The organism is Reinekea sp. G2M2-21, from assembly GCF_015687175.1.
Lineage (GTDB): Bacteria > Pseudomonadota > Gammaproteobacteria > Pseudomonadales > Natronospirillaceae > Reinekea.
Genome location: NZ_JADPQG010000001.1, coordinates 726523 through 749479, shown reverse-complemented (window position 1 = coordinate 749479; position 22957 = coordinate 726523). Strand labels below are relative to the sequence as shown.

Annotated in this window: 19 protein-coding genes; 1 reads left to right on the top strand and 18 read right to left on the bottom strand. The window is 47.7% G+C overall.

Going from position 1 to position 22957, the window contains the following annotated elements; genetic code table 11:
* Positions 1 to 118: 118 nt before the first annotated feature.
* From IYN85_RS03495 to ung, 4 genes are all read right to left on the bottom strand, one after another.
* Positions 119 to 1687 carry a SpoVR family protein gene (locus IYN85_RS03495; protein WP_196157442.1) on the bottom strand — a complete coding sequence of 523 codons (1569 nt, stop codon included), beginning with the start codon at positions 1685 to 1687 and terminating at the stop codon, positions 119 to 121.
* On the bottom strand, positions 1684 to 2967 hold the full coding sequence (locus IYN85_RS03490; RefSeq protein ID WP_196157441.1) for a YeaH/YhbH family protein: 1284 nt from the start codon (positions 2965 to 2967) through the stop codon (positions 1684 to 1686). The genes IYN85_RS03495 and IYN85_RS03490 overlap by 4 nt, the downstream gene beginning before the upstream one ends.
* An 11-nt stretch (positions 2968 to 2978) precedes the next feature.
* Positions 2979 to 4901 (bottom strand): PrkA family serine protein kinase, encoded by a 1923-nt coding sequence (locus IYN85_RS03485; RefSeq protein WP_196157440.1) that lies wholly within the window; start codon positions 4899 to 4901, stop codon positions 2979 to 2981.
* A gap of 547 nt (positions 4902 to 5448) precedes the next feature.
* Positions 5449 to 6156: a uracil-DNA glycosylase gene (ung, locus tag IYN85_RS03480; RefSeq protein ID WP_196157439.1), complete on the bottom strand. Its 708-nt coding sequence runs from the start codon at positions 6154 to 6156 to the stop codon at positions 5449 to 5451.
* Between the two features lie 205 nt (positions 6157 to 6361).
* On the opposite strand from ung, the gene IYN85_RS03475 reads away from it, so the two are divergent.
* On the top strand, positions 6362 to 6802 hold the full coding sequence (locus IYN85_RS03475) for a cytochrome c (RefSeq protein ID WP_196157438.1): 441 nt from the start codon (positions 6362 to 6364) through the stop codon (positions 6800 to 6802).
* 75 nt (positions 6803 to 6877) lie between these two features.
* Here the strand turns inward: IYN85_RS03475 and IYN85_RS03470 are convergent, their stop codons facing one another.
* The 14 genes from IYN85_RS03470 to IYN85_RS03405 form a co-directional block, all read right to left on the bottom strand.
* Positions 6878 to 7600: a CPBP family intramembrane glutamic endopeptidase gene (locus IYN85_RS03470; protein ID WP_196157437.1), complete on the bottom strand. Its 723-nt coding sequence runs from the start codon at positions 7598 to 7600 to the stop codon at positions 6878 to 6880.
* A gap of 132 nt (positions 7601 to 7732) precedes the next feature.
* Positions 7733 to 8263, bottom strand: coding sequence for an adenine phosphoribosyltransferase (locus IYN85_RS03465; RefSeq protein ID WP_196157436.1), 531 nt, complete (start codon positions 8261 to 8263; stop codon positions 7733 to 7735).
* Between the two features lie 60 nt (positions 8264 to 8323).
* Positions 8324 to 9613 carry an NCS2 family permease gene (locus tag IYN85_RS03460; protein WP_196157435.1) on the bottom strand — a complete coding sequence of 430 codons (1290 nt, stop codon included), beginning with the start codon at positions 9611 to 9613 and terminating at the stop codon, positions 8324 to 8326.
* A 297-nt stretch (positions 9614 to 9910) separates the two neighbouring features.
* Positions 9911 to 11395, bottom strand: a complete 1485-nt coding sequence (gene mqo, locus IYN85_RS03455; RefSeq protein ID WP_196157434.1) for a malate dehydrogenase (quinone) — start codon at positions 11393 to 11395, stop codon at positions 9911 to 9913.
* 295 nt (positions 11396 to 11690) lie between these two features.
* The gene (locus IYN85_RS03450; RefSeq protein WP_196157433.1) at positions 11691 to 14081 is read right to left on the bottom strand and encodes a cyanophycinase; all 2391 of its coding nucleotides are present in this window, start codon (positions 14079 to 14081) and stop codon (positions 11691 to 11693) included.
* A 529-nt stretch (positions 14082 to 14610) separates the two neighbouring features.
* On the bottom strand, positions 14611 to 15687 hold the full coding sequence (alr, locus tag IYN85_RS03445) for an alanine racemase (protein WP_196157432.1): 1077 nt from the start codon (positions 15685 to 15687) through the stop codon (positions 14611 to 14613).
* A complete protein-coding gene (gene dnaB / locus IYN85_RS03440) occupies positions 15684 to 17087 on the bottom strand; it encodes a replicative DNA helicase (protein ID WP_196157431.1) in 1404 nt (467 codons plus the stop codon). The genes alr and dnaB overlap by 4 nt, the downstream gene beginning before the upstream one ends.
* A 160-nt stretch (positions 17088 to 17247) precedes the next feature.
* Complete coding sequence (rplI, locus tag IYN85_RS03435) at positions 17248 to 17697, bottom strand: 50S ribosomal protein L9 (RefSeq protein ID WP_196157430.1); 450 nt, start codon at positions 17695 to 17697, stop codon at positions 17248 to 17250.
* 10 nt (positions 17698 to 17707) lie between these two features.
* A complete protein-coding gene (locus IYN85_RS03430; RefSeq protein WP_196157429.1) occupies positions 17708 to 18562 on the bottom strand; it encodes a hypothetical protein in 855 nt (284 codons plus the stop codon).
* Between the two features lie 25 nt (positions 18563 to 18587).
* Positions 18588 to 18815 carry a 30S ribosomal protein S18 gene (gene rpsR, locus IYN85_RS03425; protein ID WP_196157428.1) on the bottom strand — a complete coding sequence of 76 codons (228 nt, stop codon included), beginning with the start codon at positions 18813 to 18815 and terminating at the stop codon, positions 18588 to 18590.
* A 14-nt stretch (positions 18816 to 18829) separates the two neighbouring features.
* Positions 18830 to 19252 carry a 30S ribosomal protein S6 gene (gene rpsF, locus IYN85_RS03420; protein WP_196157427.1) on the bottom strand — a complete coding sequence of 141 codons (423 nt, stop codon included), beginning with the start codon at positions 19250 to 19252 and terminating at the stop codon, positions 18830 to 18832.
* 209 nt (positions 19253 to 19461) lie between these two features.
* Positions 19462 to 21489: a M48 family metallopeptidase gene (locus IYN85_RS03415; protein WP_196157426.1), complete on the bottom strand. Its 2028-nt coding sequence runs from the start codon at positions 21487 to 21489 to the stop codon at positions 19462 to 19464.
* 53 nt (positions 21490 to 21542) lie between these two features.
* Positions 21543 to 22136: a LemA family protein gene (locus IYN85_RS03410; RefSeq protein WP_196157425.1), complete on the bottom strand. Its 594-nt coding sequence runs from the start codon at positions 22134 to 22136 to the stop codon at positions 21543 to 21545.
* Positions 22137 to 22203: 67 nt separating this feature from the next.
* On the bottom strand, positions 22204 to 22956 hold the full coding sequence (locus IYN85_RS03405) for a polysaccharide deacetylase family protein (protein ID WP_196157424.1): 753 nt from the start codon (positions 22954 to 22956) through the stop codon (positions 22204 to 22206).
* Position 22957: the final 1 nt, after the last annotated feature.

Sequence of the window (22957 nt, the reverse complement as noted above, 5' to 3'; positions counted from 1 at the left end):
GCACGTACCCCTTATGAGGTAATTTCACTGCGTTACATCATACCTCAGTCAATGCGTTGAACAACAACTATGTATGCACCTCCCCTATTCACCAAATCGTTCAAAATGACTCGCCAAGCTACACATAACGTAAATTCTCCAGGCTGCTGTCGTCTTCCGCGTTCAAGTGTTCAGGGATCTGATAACTGCTCATCAACTCATCACCATCGTAGGAATGAAGGTGTACGTCAAAGCCCCAGAGTCGGTGCACATGCTTCAGCACCTCATTACATTCCTTGTTCAACGGAATGTTATTGTGACGGGTGTGTTTCAAGGTCAAGGAGCGATCACCCCGCAAATCTACATTAACAACCTGAATATTCGGTTCCCTCGTACTAAGATTGTACTGGTCAGCCAACGCTGAGCGAACCTGACGGTAACCCGGGTCATCGTGTATCGCCTTTATCTCATACTCCGGTGACTCTTCGTCATCGTAAACGCAGAAAAGTTTCATATCCCGCATGACTTTAGGCGACAGGTACTGCTGAATGAACGATTCGTCTTTGAAATTCTCCATGGCAAAGTGCAATGTATCGAGCCAATCCTTACCCGCGATGTCCGGAAACCACTCATAATCCTCTCCAGTCGGTTTCTCGCACATACGGCGCAAATCGGAAAAGATATTAAAACCAAGTGTATAGGGATTTATCCCAGAGTAATATTTAGAATCGTAAGGTGGTTGATACACAACAGCAGCGTGACTGGACAGGAACTCAAACATAAAGCCTTCGTTCACATAACCCCGATCATAGAGCGTGTTCATCAACGTATAATGCCAGAAACTGGCCCAGCCTTCGTTCATTACCTGCGTTTGCCGTTGCGGATAAAAATATTGCGCTATCTTACGAACAATCCGAATCAACTCTCGTTGCCATGGTTCCAACAAGGGGGCGTTTTTTTCAATGAAATACAGAATATTCTCTTGTGGCTCCTGCGGGAAACGACGCGTTTTCTGTTGCTCGCTTTCCTCTTTGGTAATGGGAATGGTGCGCCACAGCAGATTTACTTGCTGTTGCATATAGGACTCACGCTCTTCCTGTCTGGCTCGCTCCTCCGCGGCAGAAATGGGTGAAGGTCGTTTGTAGCGATCAACCCCGTAGTTCTGCAATGCGTGACAAGAATCGAGAATTTTTTCAACCGTTTCGACTCCGTAACGATTCTCACATTTGGCGACATAATCTTTGGCAAACACCAGGTAATCGATTATGGCCGTCGCGTCGGTCCAGGTTTTAAACAGATAATTATTTTTAAAGAATGAGTTGTGTCCATAACAGGCATGCGCAATAACCAACGCCTGCATCGCCATTGTATTTTCTTCCATCAAATATGCGATACAGGGATTCGAGTTAATGACAATCTCGTAGGCCAAACCCATGAAGCCGCGCTCGTAATTCCCTTGCGTCTGTAAAAACTGTTTACCGAATGACCAATGATGATAACCCACCGGCATGCCAACAGAAGAATAAGCATCCATCATTTGCTCTGAACTGATGATCTCGATCTGGTTTGGATAAGTATCTAATCGGTATTCCCGCGCAATGTTACCAATGACCCGATCAAATTCCTGAATATGAGCGAAAGTCCACTCACTGGACGTGGTGATCGGTTCATGACGAGGGTCTTTAGGTGGCTGTATGGTTTTACTCATGTCACCTTCCTTTGAAACAATTGCCGGAAGACCGGAAAGATATCGCTCTGATCGACAATCTGCTCCATGGCAAAATGATTAGGAAATGAAGAGCGGACATTCTCATAGGCGTGCCAAAGCGCCTGATGATCTCTTGGTGTAATTTCGATATAGGAAAAATACTGCACCTTGGGCAAAATTTCTTTTTCCAGAATCCGCTGGCAAATGGGTGAATCGTCATTCCAATTGTCGCCATCCGATGCCTGAGCAGCGTAAATATTCCAGGCATTGGCCGGATACCGCTCCTTAACGATATCCTGCATCATGCGCAGGGCTGAGGAAACGATGGTGCCGCCTGTTTCACGACTGTAGAAAAACTCTTCTTCGTCGACTTCTTTGGCACTGGTGTGATGGCGAATAAACACCACTTCAATTTTTTCGTAGTTACGTCTTAGAAACATGTATAACAACAGAAAAAAACGCTTGGCAATATCCTTTGTCGCCTGAGTCATGGAACCAGAAACGTCCATCAGACAAAACATGACCGCAGCGTTACTAGGCACCGGGTCTTTGGCACTGAGGTTGTAACGTAAGTCAAAATCATCAATAAAGGGCAGGCGACCGATTTTTGTTTCCAGTTTTTCTTTTTCCGCGATCAAATCAAGCAATAAGTTTTTATTACGCAGCGTTTTATCTTTCGCTTCTTCGGCTTCGATCAACTTGCTGACTTCTTTCAACCGACGACGGGATTTTCCGCTCAATGCAATGCGTCGAGCGTGAGCATTTTTCAGAGAACGGACGACATTAATTTTCGCGGGAACGCCAGTATTGGTGAATCCAGCGTGGCGATAGACAAAATCGTCCATCGACTTGAGCTCTTTGCGCACCAGATTGGGCAACTCAAGATCTTCAAACAAAAACTCAAGAAATTCATCCTGCGTGATATTGAAAGTAAAATCGTCTAATCCTTCACCAGAATTTGATGCCTGGCCACTACCACTTCCTGACCCTTGCCCGCCCGGTGGCTTGGCAATGCGATCCCCGGAGACAAATTCTTTATTACCTGGATTGACAATATTGCGCCGTCCACCCTGACCGTGGCCAAAAATAGGTTCACGGATATCATCCGCAGGAATTGAAATCGACTCGCCGTGTTCCATATCGGTAATCGAGCGAGAATTTACCGCTTCGTTCACAGCGCGCTTAATGTGCTTTTTATACCGTTCCAAAAACCGTTTTCGATTGACCGCGCTTTTATTCTTACCGTTCAAGCGGCGGTCAATCACATAGGTATTCATCATAGAATCACCCGCTACGAAGATTTACGAACGCGCAGATACCATTCGCTCAATAAGCGTACCTGTTTTTCGGTATAGCCCCGTTCCACCATGCGACGGACAAAGTCCTGATGTTTTTTCTCGTCCCCTTTTGACGATTTCGCAGCATAGGAAATAACCGGCAGCAAGTCTTCGGTATTGGAAAACATCTTTTTCTCGATCACAGCGCGCAGTTTTTCATAACTCTGCCAATTCGGATTACGGCCTTCATTATTGGCTCGAGCACGCAAGACAAAATTAACAATTTCGTTCCGGAAATCTTTTGGATTCGAAATACCGGCTGGTTTTTCGATTTTTTCCAATTCATCATTCAAGGCAGATCGATTCAGAATCTCCCCAGTTTCCGGATCACGGTACTCTTGATCCTGGATCCAGAAATCCGCGTAGGTTACATAGCGATCAAAAATATTCTGACCATATTCAGAGTAGGACTCCAGATAAGCGGTTTGTATTTCTTTGCCGATGAATTCGACATACCGAGGTGCCAGAAATTCTTTCAGGTGGGACAGATATCGATCGTGAAGCTCTTGAGGAAATTGCTGTTGCTCAATCTGTTCTTCCAGGACATAAAGCAGATGCACTGGGTTAGCGGCTATTTCGGTAGCGTCGAAGTTAAACACTTTAGAGAGTATCTTGAAGGCAAAGCGAGTCGACAACCCATCCATTCCTTCGTTAACGCCCGCAGCGTCTTTATATTCCTGAATCGTTTTCGCTTTCGGGTCGGTGTCCTTCAGATTCTCACCATCGTACACCCGCATTTTGGAATACAGATTTGAATTCTCCGGCACGGCCATACGTGAAAGCACACTGAATTGAGCAAGCATTTTCAATGTATCCGGTGCACAGGGTGATTCACGCAGTGAACTGTGCTCCAATAATTTTTCGTAGATGTTAACCTCTTCAGAAACTCGAAGACAATAAGGTACTTTAACAATATAAACCCGATCGAGAAACGCCTCATTATTCCGGTTATTACGGAACTGTTGCCATTCGGATTCATTTGAGTGAGCTAAGATAGTGCCATTGAATGGGATAGCACTCATGCCTTCGGTCGCGTTGTAGTTACCTTCCTGTGTAGCGGTCAACAACGGATGCAACACCTTGATGGGGGCCTTAAACATTTCCACGAATTCCATTAACCCTTGATTCGCTTTACATAAGGCACCGGAAAACGAGTAGGCATCCGGATCATTCTGCGAAAAATCTTCCAGTTGACGAATATCTACCTTACCGACCAATGCAGAGATATCCTGATTGTTTTCGTCCCCGGGTTCAGTTTTGGCCACCGCTACCTGATCGATGATCGACGGATACAACTTTACGACGCGAAACTGACTGATGTCACCGCCAAATTCATGCAGACGCTTCACAGCCCAGGGTGACATAACAGACCCAAGATATCGTGCTGGGATATTGAATCTCTCGGCAAGGATATCGGCATCTTCCGTCGGATCAAATAAACCCAACGGGGATTCAAACACCGGTGAACCCTTAATGGCATAAAAGGGGATTTTTTCTATCAGCTGCTTGAGGCGCTCAGCCAAGGACGATTTACCACCACCAACTGGACCTAGTAAATAGAGTATTTGTTTTTTCTCTTCTAGTGACTGCGCAGCATGCCGAAAGTACGAAACAATCTGCTCTATCGGTTCTTCCATGCCATAAAACTCGGCAAAGGTTGGGTAACGGCGAATGACCTTATTGGAAAAGATCCGGCTTAACCTTGAATCGCGCGAGGTATCAATAACTTCGGGTTGCCCAATGGCTGCAAGCATACGCTCTGGTGCGGTAGCATAGGCCATTGGGTCGCCTTTACAGATTTCGAGATATTCCTGAAGCGAAAACTCTTCGTGTTGTTTTGTTTCGTAACGCTCCTGGTAATGCTTAAACAGATCCATACGATTCTCCTAAACAAATGAGCAAGTGACACGACACTGACGGTAAAAAAATCCAGTGCATCGTTTGTGCCACCTTGATGACAATTACAATGAACAGTTGGACAAAGGGATCGTCATTGATCTCCGTTCTATTTACGTAAAGCTTAGTTCAGCTGTTCACTCCTTGCTGATTTTTTTACACACCGATAGTCAGTTTAAGTTCAGAAATCCGCGCTCGATGACATGTTGATGCCTGATTTAAGCGCGCTTTTCGATCAATGATAGGATTTTCTGGCGCTACTAAATATTTACATCGTTGTTAACTTGACGCTCACCTGTACTGCACTTTTTGCAGAGCATTCCTCATAAAAAGAAAAATATGAGTTTCTTGATACCTATCCCGCTAAGTTCGATATTGAGAGAGTCGATCAAACGTGATCGGTAATTTGGTTGCTTTTTTGGACAAGTGTTGGCGTGAATCTTATGCGCATCCTGAGAAGCCCGCATTCGACTTTGCTTACCAGAAACACGACCAACGCTGGCACCAAACGTTAACAATCTAACTGTTTTACAACAGCGATATTTGCGCGACTGGGCGCGTTGCCCAATCAATAGGTTGCTTTCCCTGTTCACTCAGAAAATGGTTTGCTGCCGAAAAATGACGGCAGCCAAACCATCCCCGATAGGCCGACAAAGGTGAAGGATGCGCGGCGGTCAGCACCAAATGCCGTAATTCGTCGATGAGTACGCGTTTAGATTCTGCGTAACCACCCCACAACATGAACACACAACCACTGCGCCGCTCACTGATGGCTGCGATAATGGCATCGGTTAAGGTTTCCCAACCTTTCTTAGCATGACTGCCAGCCTTGCCCGCTTCGACCGTTAATACCGCATTAAGTAACAGGACACCTTGAACCGACCAGACACTTAAATCACCATTTTCATTGTTGATGCCGGTATCAGACTGAATTTCCTTGAAGATATTACGCAAACTGGGGGGCAGTTTGGTGCTGCCTGCTACACTGAAGCTCAAGCCCTGCGCTAACCCTTCACTATGATAAGGGTCTTGCCCCAAAATAATCACATTGACATCATCAATGGACACGTCATTGAGTGCGCGAAACCAAAATTTCTGGTCTGGGTAGACAGTTTTTCCGGCATCCAATTCACCCTGTAAAAACGCCGGCAAATCGTGCTTAGAATCTTCAGTTAACGCGGTTTGCAGAATGTCATGCCATGTTGTACCGGTTAATGTACTTAATATTGATACCATTGTTTAATTTGTGATCTTTGTAACTTAGAGTAATGGCTATCATCTTACTAGATTTCCGGCCTAGATTTGCTTAATTGGCCATTTTTCCCGAAAATCGGCTTCTTCGTCCTTAATTTCCAGCGTGCAAAGGAACTGAAAAAAAAACCTAATCGCTGCATTTTGATGTTAATACTGAAAATAAAATGACAGAGAGAGAGTACACACCATGATAACGAAAAACATCGCAATTGCTTCATTAACGGCCGTCAGCGCTTTAACCTTCGCCCATAACGGAGCCACCGGCGTCGTCAAAGAACGTATGGATGCGATGGAAGCCATCGGCGACGCCAATCTGAAACTGACCGCTATTTCCAGGGGGCGGGAAGCCTTCGATCTCGACATCGTCGTGGCATCTGCACAAACCATTGCTCAACACTCTGGTGAATCATTATTAGCGTTGTTTCCAGAAGGCAGTCTCGATGAAAAAAGTGAATCACGAGCCGCTATTTGGGAAGATTGGAGCGAGTTTTCATCGTTAGCTTACGGATTAGAGACTACCGCGAAAGAGCTGAGCCAAATCAGTGATGAAAGCGAATTCAACGTGAAGTTCCGAGCTATGGCAAAGAACTGTGGGGGCTGCCATCAATCATTCCGGGCTAAGAAATAATTCCAACTCTTTGCCTCACTATTAGGCGCATAAGGAACTCTCTGCACCTAATAGTGTTATTATTTTCATTCCCATTTACCCGAATAAAGCATGGTAGCCAATCAGAAAGACCCCTATATCCGCACCAATATGACTCAGGTAACAGGGCCAAATCTGACCATAACGCTGGTACAAAAATGACCAAAGCAACCCGCCGGTAAATACGCCAACACTGGCCAATAAATTAAAATACCAGGGTACATATGCCGATAGGACGACAGTATGGTGAATCGTAAATATGATGGCGGACACAATTATCGCTATGAGGGGCGAGAGCCAAGCTTTTAACTGTTCAATCATAAACCAACGAAATACATACTCTTCAATCAGACTGTTCAAAACAGTTAAGTAAAGCACTAACCCTAGATAGACAGAGACTGAGGTTATTCCAACCTGGCTGGTAAATGTCCGCAAAGCGGTAAAATCCATGTAAGGGCGCGCAATAAACCAGTAAGCTGAGAAAATGATCAGACTGAGTAATAATCCGCTGAGCACGCCGGGAATCAATCCATTAACATGAATGGTCGGACGCTCGATCGGGTGTTTTTGCACCAGTATCCACCAAAGACCGGGACCGACCAACAACCAAACCTTCGCGAACATCCAAACTATGCTGGACACGGGTCCACTGTCACCGAACACAGCTAACCCAACACCTAAGGTGGGTACCGGCGCGATCAAAATCAAACCGATCAAGGCGCTCCACCGATAAGACAATGAAGAGCGTTGACGTGAAGACATCGGGTTACTGAGGAACATGAATACGGTCCGAGAAATAACGAAACGTAAGCTTAAGGCAGATCGCCAGGATTCAACAAAACGCTTTAAAAAGCAGCAGAATACAAACCCGAGGGTAGCCCTCCACTATGCCTTCTGGTCGGGTATAAAAGCTCACTCACCTTCAAAACTAGACAGCGAAAAAATGCGGTAGCCAGCCTCGATCAGTGCCTGACTGCCACCCAGATCCGGTAAATCGACAATGGCCGCACATTCCAGGACTTCGGCGCCTAAGCGCTCAACTAAACGACAGGTCGCCTGCAGCGTACCGCCTGTGGCGATTAAATCGTCGATCACCAACACTTTCTGACCCGCAGATAACGCATCTGCGTGTATCTGTACTTCGGCTTGACCATACTCCAGTTCGTAGGACTCTTCTAATGTCGCAAAGGGTAATTTGCCTTTCTTACGAACCGGGATAAATGCCTTATTCAGCTCATACGCGATGGGTGCGCCCAGAATAAACCCCCGAGCATCTATGCCCACAACAGCGTCAAAATCGACCTCAATATATTGATGGACAAAGGCATCGATTAGCTGGCGAAAAACCTTTTTGTCCGCGAGTAACGTCGTGATGTCCCGGAACTGAACCCCGGGTTTTGGCCAATCAGGCACAGTACGAATAAAGGGTTTTGGATCAAACATAATTACCTCAAATGATCAGGGGGGGATCCCCCCCCACTTATTAGGCGATGCGCAGCTTAATTACAGAAAGATATACTTCAATAACGCCAGCGCCGCTATCACGTAAACACTAACGTTTACTTCCTTTGCCTTACCAGACAATAGTTTAATTGCCACATACGTCAGGAAACCAATGGCGATACCTTCTGCAATGGAGTAGGTCAACGGCATCATCACTGCCGTAATCACCACGGGAGCAGACTCAGTCAGATCGTCCCAAGCAACATTGGTAATGGTGGAGATCATCAAAACCGCCACGAAAATCAACGCCGCAGATGTCGCAAACGAGGGAATCATTTGTGCCACCGGAGAGAAGAACAGTGCCACCAAAAACAAAACTGCCGTTGTCACCGCAGTAAGACCCGTGCGCCCACCGACTGCGATACCCGCGCCGCTTTCAATGTAAGAGGTCGTTGTGGACGTGCCCAACAGGGAACCGGCAACGGACGCGCTACTGTCTGCCATTAATGCTTTGCCCAAACGAGGGAGTTTGCCGTCTTTATCCATCAAGTCGCCTTTTTGCGCGACAGCAACCAATGTACCAGAGGTATCGAACAGATCGACAAACAGAAATGCAAAAATAACGGCGTATAAACCGGCCTCAAGCGCACCCATGATGTCTAGTTTAAGAAAGGTTGCACCCAATCCGGATGGCATTTTCATCACGCCGTTGAATTCAACCAGTCCGAAAAACGCTCCAATAATAGTCACCACTGCCATACCGATAATGACAGATCCGATAACACCGCGATGATATAAAGCAGTAATTAAGACAAAACCCGCAAAGGTCAAAATGACAGAAACCGAGGAAGCATCACCCAAACCGACCAAAGTGGCTGGGTTATCGACAATGACGCCAGCATTTTGCAGGCCAATGATGGCTAAGAACAGACCAATACCCACAGAGATACCGGTTTTCAACGAAGAAGGGATCGCGTTGATAATCCATTCACGAACTTTAAATGCGCTCAGCAAGGTAAAGATGATACCTGACCAAAACACACAGCCAAGCGCCACTTCCCAGCTTTGCCCCATACCGAAGACAACGCCAAACGTGAAAAACGCGTTCAAACCCATTCCCGGTGCCAATGCGACTGGGTAGTTTGCCCACAGACCCATAACAGCCGAACCGAACGCAGCAGCGATACAGGTCGCGACAAATACCGCATCAAATGGCATGCCTGTTTCAGACAAAATGCCCGGGTTGACGGCAATGATGTATGCCATCGTTAAAAAGGTGGTAAGGCCAGCCAGCATTTCTGTGCGGACATTCGTACCGTGTTCTTTCAGTTTAAATAACTTTTCCAGCATGGTGAGATTCCCAGAACTGTCCGCTTTTTTGTCTCCCTGATAACCGGCGGATCAGTTAATTAAGAAGCATGTCCTGATACTTCCAAACCTTTTATTAACCTTTCGGTCAACTTTAACTGCACTAAAACGCAAAAAACCGACCAATTGGCCGGTTTTTCGGAAGTTTACCATAGGTTTATCGGCAAGACCGCGCGGACGTCAGAAAAATGTCAACATTCTTTGCGAACGCTCAATTTGTGAAAACTGAATGAGCTGACGCAGGGTTCTAACACCCTGCTCCAATACCGTCAGAAAGATTTAAGGATTCAGTTTCAACGACGATAAGGTGTATTGACGAACCTCTTTAAGCAACTCTGGGTTCTCCTTCAGAGACTGCCCGTAAGAAGGAATCATCTCCTTCAATTTGGTCTGCCAGGCCTCACTGCCAACTCGGTCTGCAAAACAGATTTCCAAAATTCCGACCATCGTATCGACCGCGGTCGAAGCACCAGGTGAAGCACCCAGTAATGCTGCCAGAGAGCCGTCTTGCGTGGTTATGACTTCTGTTCCAAATTCCAGTTTGCCCCCCAGTTTCGGATCTTTCTTTATGATCTGTACTCGTTGGCCAGCAATCGCCAGATGCCAATCATCCAGCTGTGCATCCGGGAAAAAATTGCGAAGAGACTCAACGCGATCTTCATGAGACAGCATCACTTCACTGATCAGGTATCGGGTAAGATCTGTGTGTCGTAAACCAACGCGCATCATGGGAAACAGGTTGTTCGGTCGAACCGACTTGATTAAATCGAGATACGACCCCTGCTTCAAAAACTTCGTTGTAAAACCAGCAAATGGCCCAAAGAGTAGCGCTTTCTCACCATCAATCACTCGGGTATCCAAATGGGGAACCGACATCGGCGGCGCACCAATTGGCGCCTTGCCATACACCTTGGCGCTATGTTGTTCGACGATTTCTGCTTTTTTACAGACCAGCCATTGACCGCTAACCGGAAAACCGCCATAGCCGAGACCTTCCGGAACACCGCTGGCTTGTAACAACGGCAGAGCGCCTCCCCCGGCACCCAAAAACACAAACTTCGCGTTAATGTATTGGGTCTTGCCCATAATTTTGTCTTTTACTGCAACCGACCATCGTTGATCGGGACGTTTGCGGAACGCCTTAACCTCATGACTGACCAGCAACTCGAAACCAGTTTCTTTGCTGAGGTTATAAATCAAATCCCGGGTGATGGAACCGTAATCCACGTCCGCACCATGCTGTACACGAGTGCCGGCAACCTTTTCTTGCGGATCCCGCCCCTGCATCACCAGCGGCATCCATTCACGTAAGACGTCTGGATCTTCTGAATATTCCATGGCTGAAAACATCGGCAATTTACTCAGCTCAGCAAAACGCTTGCGTAGAAATTCGACATTTTTTTCACCCCAGACAAAACTTTGATGAGGTGTCCGATTAATAAAATGGGTTGGGTCAGGGAAAAAACCTTTGTTAACCAGATAAGACCAGAACTGAAGAGACACTTCGAATGCGGCGTTAATGTTGACGGCTTTTTGGGTATCGATACTGCCATCCGGCATCATGGGTGTGTAATTCAATTCGCAGTAGGCAGCGTGCCCGGTACCGGCATTGTTCCAGCCGTCAGAACTTTCCAGGGCGACTTTTTCATTCTTTTCCACCATTAACATACTAATAGATGGATCCAATTGTTTTAACAGGACACCTAGCGTTGCGCTCATGACGCCACCGCCGACCAATAAAACATCGACAGACTTTACTGACATGTTGAAACCCTTAGTTTTTGATCAAATTGGGCGATAATTCACTGACGGCCCGAGCCCCATTTCGGATTACAAAATGAGTTACGTTCCGGGAATTGATTCGGACGGGTCCATTTCCAATAGAAATGCGTCCTACTCTCATATTTGCGCAGATTATACGGATTCAATCATAAATGTCTTGAATATCGGGACTAATATCCATCATCCATGGGGATGATAATGATGCGAAAAGCATTGGTTCGCAGGCGTCACATAAAAAAAGCCCCAAGTTATGGGGCTTTCCGAGAAAGGGTTTAGTTCATTGGGGCGCCGAGATGAGCATTAGTACATTAGTATAACTGGCACTATCACCCTGTTTTGCGGTGACTGTTGCTGCACTGCGTGACAACTCGACCTGAATAGTTGGATTGTCTTCATAGGATGTCCCGGTTGCATGCATAGCACCGGTCAGTACAAAGTCCGACGCCATGTCGCGGAAATGATCTTCATACAACACATCATTATCCAGAACAGTTGCGGCGGAACCATCCACGGACACATTGTCACCCGCTAACATCACATCTAAATTGCCATCGTCGGCTGACAACTCAGCACGGTCACCCTGGCGCAGATAGTGAATACTCACCTGCTCAACTTCCAACACATCACTCTCGCCAGAGCGCACATGAGCATCGGCAAGATCTGCGATAAAAACACCACTCTTACCCACTACCCGAAATTCAGCCCTGGCGTGACCGTCTTCTTCCAACTTGTCGACAAACAACGCCGTCGTTTCGTCAACGCCAAAACCAAGTTGCACGTTTGTCTGTTGCGCCAATTTAATAAGTCGAGTTTCACGAGCACGTTCGGAAAAGTGGGTGTCAGTAATGCCGTAATTAAACAGACCCAAGCCACCTTCGAACACCGCGATCCCTTCATCGTAGCCTGAGACCAAAACATCGTGGGCGGTGCCACCATCAATCATCGGATTCACATGACTATCGTTATTCAGGTAACCACCCCCTTGCACCGCTGTGCCGGCGGACGTTCCACTGATCAACAATTCATTGGCGTTAAAACGCTCCCGGATCAACGCCATTTCAGCGCTGTCGATACGATCTCCGTTTACGATGGGCATCAACGCATCGAGGGAACGGCGCTGACCGCCACCATTGATGAATATCGCATCGGCATCGGCGATCATCTCAAGTACCGACTGTGGGTCTTCGCACGCCGCGTTATGCACGGCAGCGTAATCGGGATACAACAAATTGACGTGCGCATCGCTGGCATAGTCCGCGTGGATCGCATTCAGCAAATCGCAACGTTGCAACATACGTGCATCCTGATAGGCCCGGTCGATGGGCAACCACTGTGCACTTGCTCCGGCTTGGTTGAACAGGGACACGTAGAAATCAACAGCGTCATAGCTGTTGTTGGACGAGGATGTCATGATCAAAAATTTGGGGGTTTCCGCAGAATCACCCTTTGCTTTCTCAACAATGGCCTTGACCACGTTAATCGATTCGGTGCTGCCAGAGCCTTCTAAGTGAACATATTCGACGGGGCGTGAATAGTTAACCAACGGATCTACCAGTCCCTGTAAAACAAGGGTTTGCTCCAATGTGCTAAGTTCAGCCCAAACATCGGAACCCAGCTCATAGTCAAAAGCAACCGATTGATTGCTTTCATCCAGATAGGTGCTGGTGATAGCTGCTTTCAATTCTGCGTAACTGGCGTATGTAATGTCACCGCCGGCTTGATTCCGCAGATAATTCAATACCGTGACCAAATCTGATCGATTGTATTCATCCCAACCAGCCCCACCGTTATAAACAGTCGTGTCGTTTTCAATGGTTGTTATATGAGTGGCATCAACCAAAAAGGTATCGTCGTTTTCCGGATCCAGCGTAGCCAACATAAAATCAAATTCATCATCACTCAGGTATTTCTTAAACAGTTTCCAGCCGTTGACAGAGGCATCGACCACATTAATTTCGCCAAAGTAATCAATGAGATCGGCCTGAGACACAGGTGATGCATAGACAGAGTCGTCCAAGGTCACGGACAACGCGTTCAATAAAACGGAATCCAGCGCGGCAATATCCGGTTGCCCTAACACCGCATCTACTTTTTCCGCAGTGACGGTATATTGAAATGTTTCATCTACCCGTTCGAGTCGTTCCAGTGTGCTGTATTGCGCATCGGATGAATTGAACCACAGGTCATTACCGGTAATGGTGTTACCTTCACCATCGACAATGCTGGTGTCGCCATAATTAATAAAGGCAGATCGGAAATCTTCCCAACTGGCGTAGAGATAATCAGGGGACGTTAAGCCATTTTGCAACGCGAGTAAAATTTCTTCAGCAGCCTCGGCGAAATACAGATTGGTGTCCCAAGCTGCATCGTTGAGTACAGCGTCAATATTCGCATTCGTCAGTGAAACCCCGAGCTCGACAGGAGAGCGGATTTCTTCATCCGTTAAACTGGCCAGTTCAGTCGTACGATAGGCGTCCCAATCAACACAATCACTGGTGACCATCGAAGAGCAGCCGTGCAATGCACCACCGACTAACGCCAATTGACCAACCTGGACGACTTCCGTCTCATTACCCTGATCATCGTCGTTATCTTTTTTATCTGGATTACAGGCAGACAGCCACAAACTAACCGACGCAATTGCGCCTACAACAAGTATTCTTTTCATTTTGACCTCTCACAAAGCATGATCGATTTGCGTATCGATGCTTATCATTTTTTTTCGTGAGTTTTGATTGTGGTACGGGATCTGTTAACTCGATGGTACCGTTAGATATCGGGACGAATGCCGCCGCTCAATCCAAATTGGACTTTACGTTGCAGCCGTATCCCAAGGACGCGGTGGCTATTCGTCGAACCACTCGCTGAGATAGAAAGGTTTAAAAGACGCTGCTACGAAGTAGCCGCGGATATTTCGGATCATTATTATTTTTCCGTGTTCGTTATCAGTACGAATCCACACCAGAATAAAAAATAACCGTCGCGACAAACAAGGAGAAGTTATCTGACTGTCCCAAATTTGAAAACAGCCAGACTAATCAAGAAAGTCATTTTGACCTGAAAAGAAGAATCGTTTCCAGATTCTGACGCTTTTGTTTTAGAACGCAGAGACTTGGTCACTGCTAAACAATGGCCATCGATCTCAGCGGGTGCAAACATTCGCAACAATCGAGGCATGTTCTGCAGGTCATATCGAGTCAGTCTGCGAACTCCAGCGGAACACGACCCGATAACCGGGTTAGTAATTCGTATCCGATGGTATCAATCGCAGACGCAACTTGATCGACAGGTAAGTGTTCACCCCACAATTCGGCCATATCACCGACCTGCACCTGTGCAAGATCAGTTACATCAATCATCAACATGTCCATAGACACGCGTCCGACCAAAGGTGCGATTTGGCCATTTAACCAAACCGGTGTGCCATCGGGTGCATGCCGTGGATAACCATCACCATAGCCCGCGGCTAAGGTGGCGATCACCGAATCTCTTGGTGCGTGCCAGCGGTGACCATAGCCAGCACCTTCACCACGTTGAATACGCCGGACAGCGATAACCGGCGATTGAAATGTCATCACAGCCTGCAAATCCAAGGACGCCGCTGATTTCGTCGCAACCGGTGAAGCGCCATACAGCATGATTCCGGGCCGCACCCAATCACCATGCCAACGTTCATTCATGATGATGCCCGCGGAATTACCGATACTGGTAATATCCGACGATTGCGTAATTTCTTGAAACTGACTGACCTGAGCATTCGTTGTTTCATTTTTTGCCTGATCATCAGCACAGGCCAGATGCGTCATTAACCCGTTCAATTCAACATGGGAGAACGACTGCAATTGCAATCGTACCGCCTTAACTTCGCTTGGTGAAAATCCCAGTCGATGCATCCCCGTGTCTGCTTTCAACCAAACGATTAACGGATCTGTGGTGGACTGTGACGCAATCTGTTCTACCTGTTCGCGACAATGCACAACACAATGAAAACGCTGCCGGGCGACTTCGGCCAACTGACTGCCGTCGGTAACGCCTTCCAACAGAATAATGGGTTTTGAAATGCCATCATTGCGCAACGCAATGCCTTCATCGAATGTCGACACTGCAAATCCGTCTGCTTCAGACAGAACTCTGGCAACAGCACTGGCACCATGCCCGTAAGCATTCGCTTTTACAACTGCCCATATTCGGGACGACGGTGCACGCAACTTAACCTGTGCAAAATTGTGCTTCAGTGCAGATCGGCTGATCAGGGCGCGGGTTCCTCGGCTCATTGATTGTCGTACTCACCCATGTATTCCGGCGCCAAATCGCTGAACTTGGAATACTGCCCCTGGAACGATAAGCGCACGGTACCAATCTCACCGTTACGTTGCTTACCAATAATAATTTCGGCAGTGCCCTTTTCGGGCGAGTCTTCGTTGTAGACCTCATCCCGATAGATAAACATAATTAAGTCAGCGTCCTGTTCGATAGCTCCGGATTCACGTAAGTCGGATGCAATTGGCCGTTTATTCGGACGTTGTTCAAGTGAACGGTTTAACTGCGACAGAGCGATTACCGGCGCATCAAATTCTTTGGCAATGGCTTTTAAGGTTCGTGAAATTTCAGAGATTTCGTTGGTACGCCCTTCTGAAAAACCTTTGATCTGCATGAGCTGAAGGTAGTCGATCATAATTAAACCGACATCACCGTGTTCACGCACCAAACGACGTAAACGAGAACGCATGTCAGATGGCGACAAGCCAGCGGTATCGTCGATAAACAGTTTTTTATCTTTCAGTAGATTGATGGCTTTTACCAGCTTAGGGTAATCATCATCGGCCAATTTACCGGTAATCACCCGCCCCAAATCGATACGTCCTAGAGAGGCAAAGGAACGGTTGAGCAATTGCTCAGCGGGCATTTCCAGACTGAACACTACCACCGATTTTTCTTGGTTTAAAATCGCCTCTTCCACCAAGTTCATCGAAAAAGTGGTTTTACCCATAGCCGGACGCGCGGCCACAATGATCAATTCACCGCCCTTAAAACCTTTGGTCTTTTTATCCAGATCGGTAAAGCCTGAAGAAACCCCGATAATGTCGGAATCCATCTTGGACAGTTCTTCAATACGCGCCAGCGCTTGGTCCGCAAGTGGATTCACGTGAATAAGCCCACCCTGATTCGGCCGAGCTTCCGCAATTTTAAACACGGCCCGCTCTGCTTCGTCCAAAATAGTTTCCGCATTCAAACCGCGTGGGTCGTAAGCTTTGCCGGCGATATCGGTGGCGACCGATATTAACTGGCGCAATAAACTCCGTTCATGAACAATTTTTGCGTAGGCAACCAGGTTACTGATAGAGGGCGTATTTTCAGCCAACTCGGTCAGGTAGCTCATTCCACCGGTTGATTCGAGCAGCTTTTCCTTTTCCAGGGTTTCCCCCATGGTGATCACATCAAGTGGTGAATTGGCTTCGGCCAGCTTCATCATCATGCGGAACAGCAACCGATGCTCATTGCGGAAAAAGTCATCCGGCATGAGGATCTCGGAGACGTTATCCCATTGCTCGTTGTCTACCATCAGTGCGCCCAGAACCGACTGTTCCGCCTCTACCGAATGCGGTGGCGTTTTAATCTGATTGATTTCATCATCCAGTGACGGCAGCAAATCATCATCGAAATTTTCAGTCATTCGGATGAACACCCAAAAAAGCAAGAAGGACGTTAGTGTACCCAGTTACGCACAGTTTTTCACTGCCCATAAAACGCAAAAAGCGCGTCAGAAGACACGCTTTTTAATTTCTTAATTCAGCAGGCATCCCAGACCATCAGGCTGAGATGTCATAGCTCGATTAAGCTTCAGCAACCACGATTACGTGAACTGAAGAAGTAACGTCGCTGTGCAGTTGCACAGTAATGTTGTATTCGCCAACTGCACGAATCGGGCCTTCAGGCATTTTAACTTCAGATTTCTCAATCTCAACGCCAGCTGCAGACACCAGGTCAGCAACGTCACGTGGACCAATAGAACCGAACAACTTACCTTCGTCACCAGCGTTCGCAGTTACTGTCAATTCCAACTCAGCCAATTGCTCAGCACGTGAATTGGCAAGAGCCAGCTTCTCAGCTTCTGCTTTTTCAAGCTCAGCACGACGCTCTTCGAAATACTTAACGTTGTCTGCAGTTGCAGAAACAGCTTTACCTGTTGGAATCAAGAAGTTACGAGCATAACCGTTTTTAACGTTTACGGTATCGCCCAAAACACCCATCTTACCAACTTTCTCAAGCAGGATAACTTCCATCTCGCTTACCTCATTTGTCGTCTTGGCTGCTGCGTTCCGGGATTCTGCTTCGAACATCGAAAAAAGAATCCGCAACAACGGCAACCATCAACAACGGTACAATTATTTGATTGAACAGAACCAGACCTATATACAAGGCTACCAGCCACTGCCCACCCAATTTTAATTTCGCCACTATTCCGTGCATCAGCGCCATACCGGCAAAAATAAACGGAATACCAAACAGCATTAACGCACCGGGTAAATACAGTAAGGCGACCAAAGCTGCGCCAGACAATATTACCACTTCGTGCCGGGTGAAACGCATTGCGTGCATTTCTGTCGTCAACCCACCCGGATTATACAATCCGGCTTGCCAGTACCTTGCCAGCAACAGTGAAAGCAATGCTTCCAATAGTTGCGAAGACAAAATAACGAACCCAACCATTGGTTTTAAAAGTTCGAAAAATTGCCTGGTCTGATCATCACCAGCACCGGTTGAAACTAACTTTTGGGCCATTTCAACCAGGTTGTTGAATTGTTCCTGAAACAGCATCTGCGCTAAGAACGCGAACAACAGCCCCAAAAACGCACCAACCAACAGGGTACGGTTCCAGCTTTGCGACACTCGCAGCACACCAGCTAACAAGGTCACAATCACTAAAACCAGCAAAGACAAAGGGATTCCGGACAATTGCCAGGAAACCAGGCCACCAACCATCGCAAATACCAAGATTCGCGTGCCGGCAGTTAACCCTTGTCTCAGCGTGGTTAACGCCACCAGTGCTGCACTAACAACATACAGCAATGGCACCACAGCAAATAATGCTGCGAGGATGCCTGTGTGCAGCGGGCTCTTCATCGCAAAACGCGCAAGACCTAGCACTGGGTCACCCTCCTCCTACACCAACTTACTTGTGTGAATCGGTGTAAGACAATAAGGCAAGGTAGCGAGCGCGCTTGATAGCAGTCGCCAACTGACGCTGATATTTAGCGCTGGTACCAGTAATACGGCTTGGTACGATCTTGCCAGTTTCAGTAATGTAACCTTTCAACAGGTCAACATCTTTATAATCGATCTCAGTTATGCCTTCTGCAGTGAAGCGGCAGAACTTACGACGGCGGAAAAAACGTGCCATAGTGTTTGCTCCTCTTATTCTTCAGAGGCTGATTCTTCAGCTTCTTCAGTAGTGGCTTCATCTTCAGAGCGCGGTGCGCGAGCAGCGGCCTGAGCTTCATCTTTTGCTTTCTTCGCTTCAACTGACTTCATCATTGGAGATGCTTCAGTGACTGCTTCTTTACGACGCAGAACCATGCTACGCAAGATAGCATCGTTGAAACGGAAGGTCGTTTTCAGATCGTCGATGGTTTCGTCAGAAACTTCAACGTTCAACAAAACGTAGTGAGCTTTGTGTAAATCCTGAATTGGGAAGCCTAACTGACGACGACCCCAATCTTCGTTACGGTGAACAGAACCACCGGCTTCCGTTACAACAGACGTGTAACGCTCAACCATGGCAGGTACCTGTTCGGACTGGTCAGGATGAACCAGCAGAACGATTTCGTAATGGCGCATAAATGCTCCTTTCGGTTTAAAAACCTCCTGTGTCGAACACACAGTAAGGTAAGGAGTAACGAGCTTTACGGGTATGTAAAGCACAACGTTCTCTACTCAGTGAGAGCAGAGGGCGCGCAGTCTATAGAATTGACGGTCAAGAATCAACCTAAATCCCTGCTAATAGCTCGGAAAGCCCACCACAAAGGGCTTATCCACAAAACCGGTCATTATTCAAACGGAATCAACTCATCTCTCGGGTCATGTGCTTCCAAACTGACCATCAACACAGGCAGCGGGCTTTCCAGACATTCAGCCACAATCCTCAGGAGCTCATATTCCCGGAAAGCTATATGCCCATCCTGCTGAATCAAGTCGGCACAGGCTTGCAAAATGACTTTTCGCCACATAAAACTGATGCCGCCGAGCTCCGCCAACGCCTCGCCCAGCTGCTCGTAAGTCATTCGCAACGGCCAGCCAGAGCCTTCTTCCTCAATCCCCAGTTGTTGACAGACTTGAGTATAACCCTGTTCAGCCAGAGCCTGATCTGGGGTGAAACGGGCAATGGCCGCAAATAATGTGTGTAATGACGTCGCGAAATTCGCGATATTACTGTTGAGCTTGCCTGAACGGTCAACGGGGTTCTGCGCCAACCGCAAACGCAGCAGAGTCATGGTCACCCACTCGACAAAGTCCACGCGGCCATCAAGAACCACCATACGGTCAAGCCGGTCAAGAAAAATGACCCGATCGGCTTCTGGAAAGCGTTTTAAAGTCGGTATCGCCATTTCCAACAGAGGCAAACGCAACTGTTCGTCAATTTGCTGACTGTAGGGCCACAATTTCTGTAGCGTTGCGACGACTTGCGGATCCTCTTTTTTGATCAAATTAACCAGCGCCTGACGAACACCTTCGCTACCCAGCAGAATCTGGCTGTAAACGAAGGCTCTTGCCCCGTCCGATTGATGCACCCAATTTTTAAGCTGTTCTGGAATGTGCTTGTACAAACCTTGAGCGTACTGCAAATGATCGGGGGTCACCTGGCCAACCATGGCCGCAATACCCGTAGAGGCCAACACCGATTCAAACATATCCGGACGGTTCCGCGACACGCTTTGTTCCGCGGTTTCCGTTTGCCGACGGCGCGTCCGTTCTTTGGCAATAAAATTAGGGCTAATTCGACGAATACGCTCCGCAACCGGCGGGTGTGTGGCGAGTTTTTCACTGAGGGCAATAGTTTCACCAAAACAGAAGTGTGACATATCCTCAGCATGTCGGTGTCCAAGTTGCGAGCCTTCCGAACTGATTTTGATTTCATAAAGTGCACCAGCTAAACCGTCTGGATTCCGGGTAAATTGTACGGAACTCGCGTCTGCCAGAAATTCCCGCTGCCGGGACACAGCTGCTTTAATCATACGCCCAACCAACACGCCAATATAACCGACAACGGCGAGCACCAGTCCTACGCCAAAAGAGGCAAAACCCATTCCGCGGCTCGAGTCGCGCCCGTAATAATGTCGACGCGAACCAAAACTGCTTTCCATGAGCCACATACCCATTTGGCCGATCATGACTAAACCAGCCAGGAAAGACATCAGCCTTACATTCAATCGCATATCCCCATTCAGAATATGCGAGTATTCGTGCCCAATGACCCCCTGCAGCTGGTCACGATTCAGCCGGTTCAGAGCGCCGCGAGTGACCACCAAGACTGCCTCAGAGGGACTGTACCCTGCGACAAAGGCGTTAATCCCCTGCTCCCGCTCCATCACAAAAAGTTCCGGAACGGGCATGCCTGCGGCAATCGCCATTTCTTCACAGACGTTCATAAACTGCCTGACTTTCGGGTCTTTACTGGTCATATCCGCGGGTTGTGCACCGGCCCATTCGGCAACCTTTCGACCACCACCCGCCAACTCCAGAAAACGGAAAAGCGTCCCGATTCCGACTGCAGCAACAACCCCGATACTAACCTGCCAATTGAGATTAGAACCCCACCAGGCCCGCCATATGGTTAAAAAGTCATTGCTCTGCGAGGTTGCACGGAAATCCTGACCATTCAGCAACGACTGAAACAGGGAGGGTAACTGACGAGTGTCGATAGAATGGCTGACAGATTCAGGCTGATAAAAGAACCAATAACCAACAAAACAGATCAGGTTAACAGCCACCAAGGTTGCAGCCACACCCAACGCAAACAGCAAGATCAACTGCCCCGTCTTCCGCCGGGCTCTATCCTGGTGATCGAAGAAATCCATAACAATACTCGGGCATAGGACGCCCAACCGGTCGGTTGGACGTCAACTTCAGATTAAAATGAAACTTTTGGGGCAACCTTGGCTTCGGGGTTCTCTATTTCAAACATAGCAGCGTCTTTGAAAGACCCGAAATTAGCCACGATATTATTGGGAAAAGACTCCTTATAGGTCTGATAATTCATCACGGCGTCATTGTAGGCCTGACGCGCAAATGCAACTTTATTTTCGGTGCTCTCAAGAGACTCCATTAAGTCTCGCATAGTGGCATCACCTTTGAGGTCCGGATAGGCTTCTGACACGGCAAACAAGCGGCCGAGCGCACCAGTCAACAAACCTTCAGCCTGGGACAGCTTACCGACCAAGCCGCCATCCGCAGGGTCCGCAGCGGCTGCTTTTTGCGCGGAAACCGCTTGATTTCGCGCAGAAATTACGTTTTCCAACGTTTCTTTTTCGTGTTTCAGATAGGCTTTTGCTGTTTCAACCAGATTCGGGATTAAGTCATGCCGCCGTTGCAACTGCACATCGATTTGCGCAAACGCGTTTTTAAAACGATTTCGAAATGCCACCAACTTGTTATAAATCGCCACCAAAAAGACGATGATTAAAATTGGGACACCCCAGGTAATCACAGGTCCAATGAATTCCATATCTACCTCATGCTTGTTATTAGATCCGCTTAAAGTGTATCAACAGAATTCTGATGCGTCCTGCCTTTCAACCGTATTTGTGACTTCCGTCTTCGATAGTGCATATACTCTTATTGCCCCGCCAATAATCCCCCCAAGCAAGGCTTTCGACTTGAGTCAGCGTCGCGACCAGTTGCCTCGCCAACCGGAATTCATCATCAAAAGGATGTATAGCTACTCTGACGGGACGGTTCTTTCGGGCGAGTCGTCGGTTGACTCGGTTCCAGAGCCACAAACAGAAGGCACGCACTGCAGTATCTGCTTCAAACCCAAGTAGCGGTAACCGTCGTCTTCTTCCAGTTGTATTGGAGATCCAGCCGGTTGTGGTTTCGTACCCAGAAAATGGAAGGCGCCTGAGCGCCTGCCGGCTGATGGAGCCCATTGCCCATGCGGGCGGCACATAAAAGTGTGGTGCTTTAAAATCATGTCGAATAAACCATTGATAATTGGCCGTCATAAGCCGGACCAGTTCGTCTTCTGAAAGTGAGAGATGCTCTGCAGCCTGCCTAGAGACTAAAGCACTGTGCAAACGATGAAACCAGGTCGTCGTTTTTCTGACCCGATGCTGCCAACCGTGCCCGGCAATGACAAAACCCTGTTGCTGCCAAGACTTAAGCACACCAATTTGCGGCTCGGACCACGGCAAACCCGGCACAACCAACAACATGACATGATCAGTAGGCACTTCAACTAACAGCCCCTCAAGTATTCCTTGTACCCGCGACAACGTATATGGCATTACGTCATGAATACTGATTAAGGCAGGAATTTGGCGTGTCATG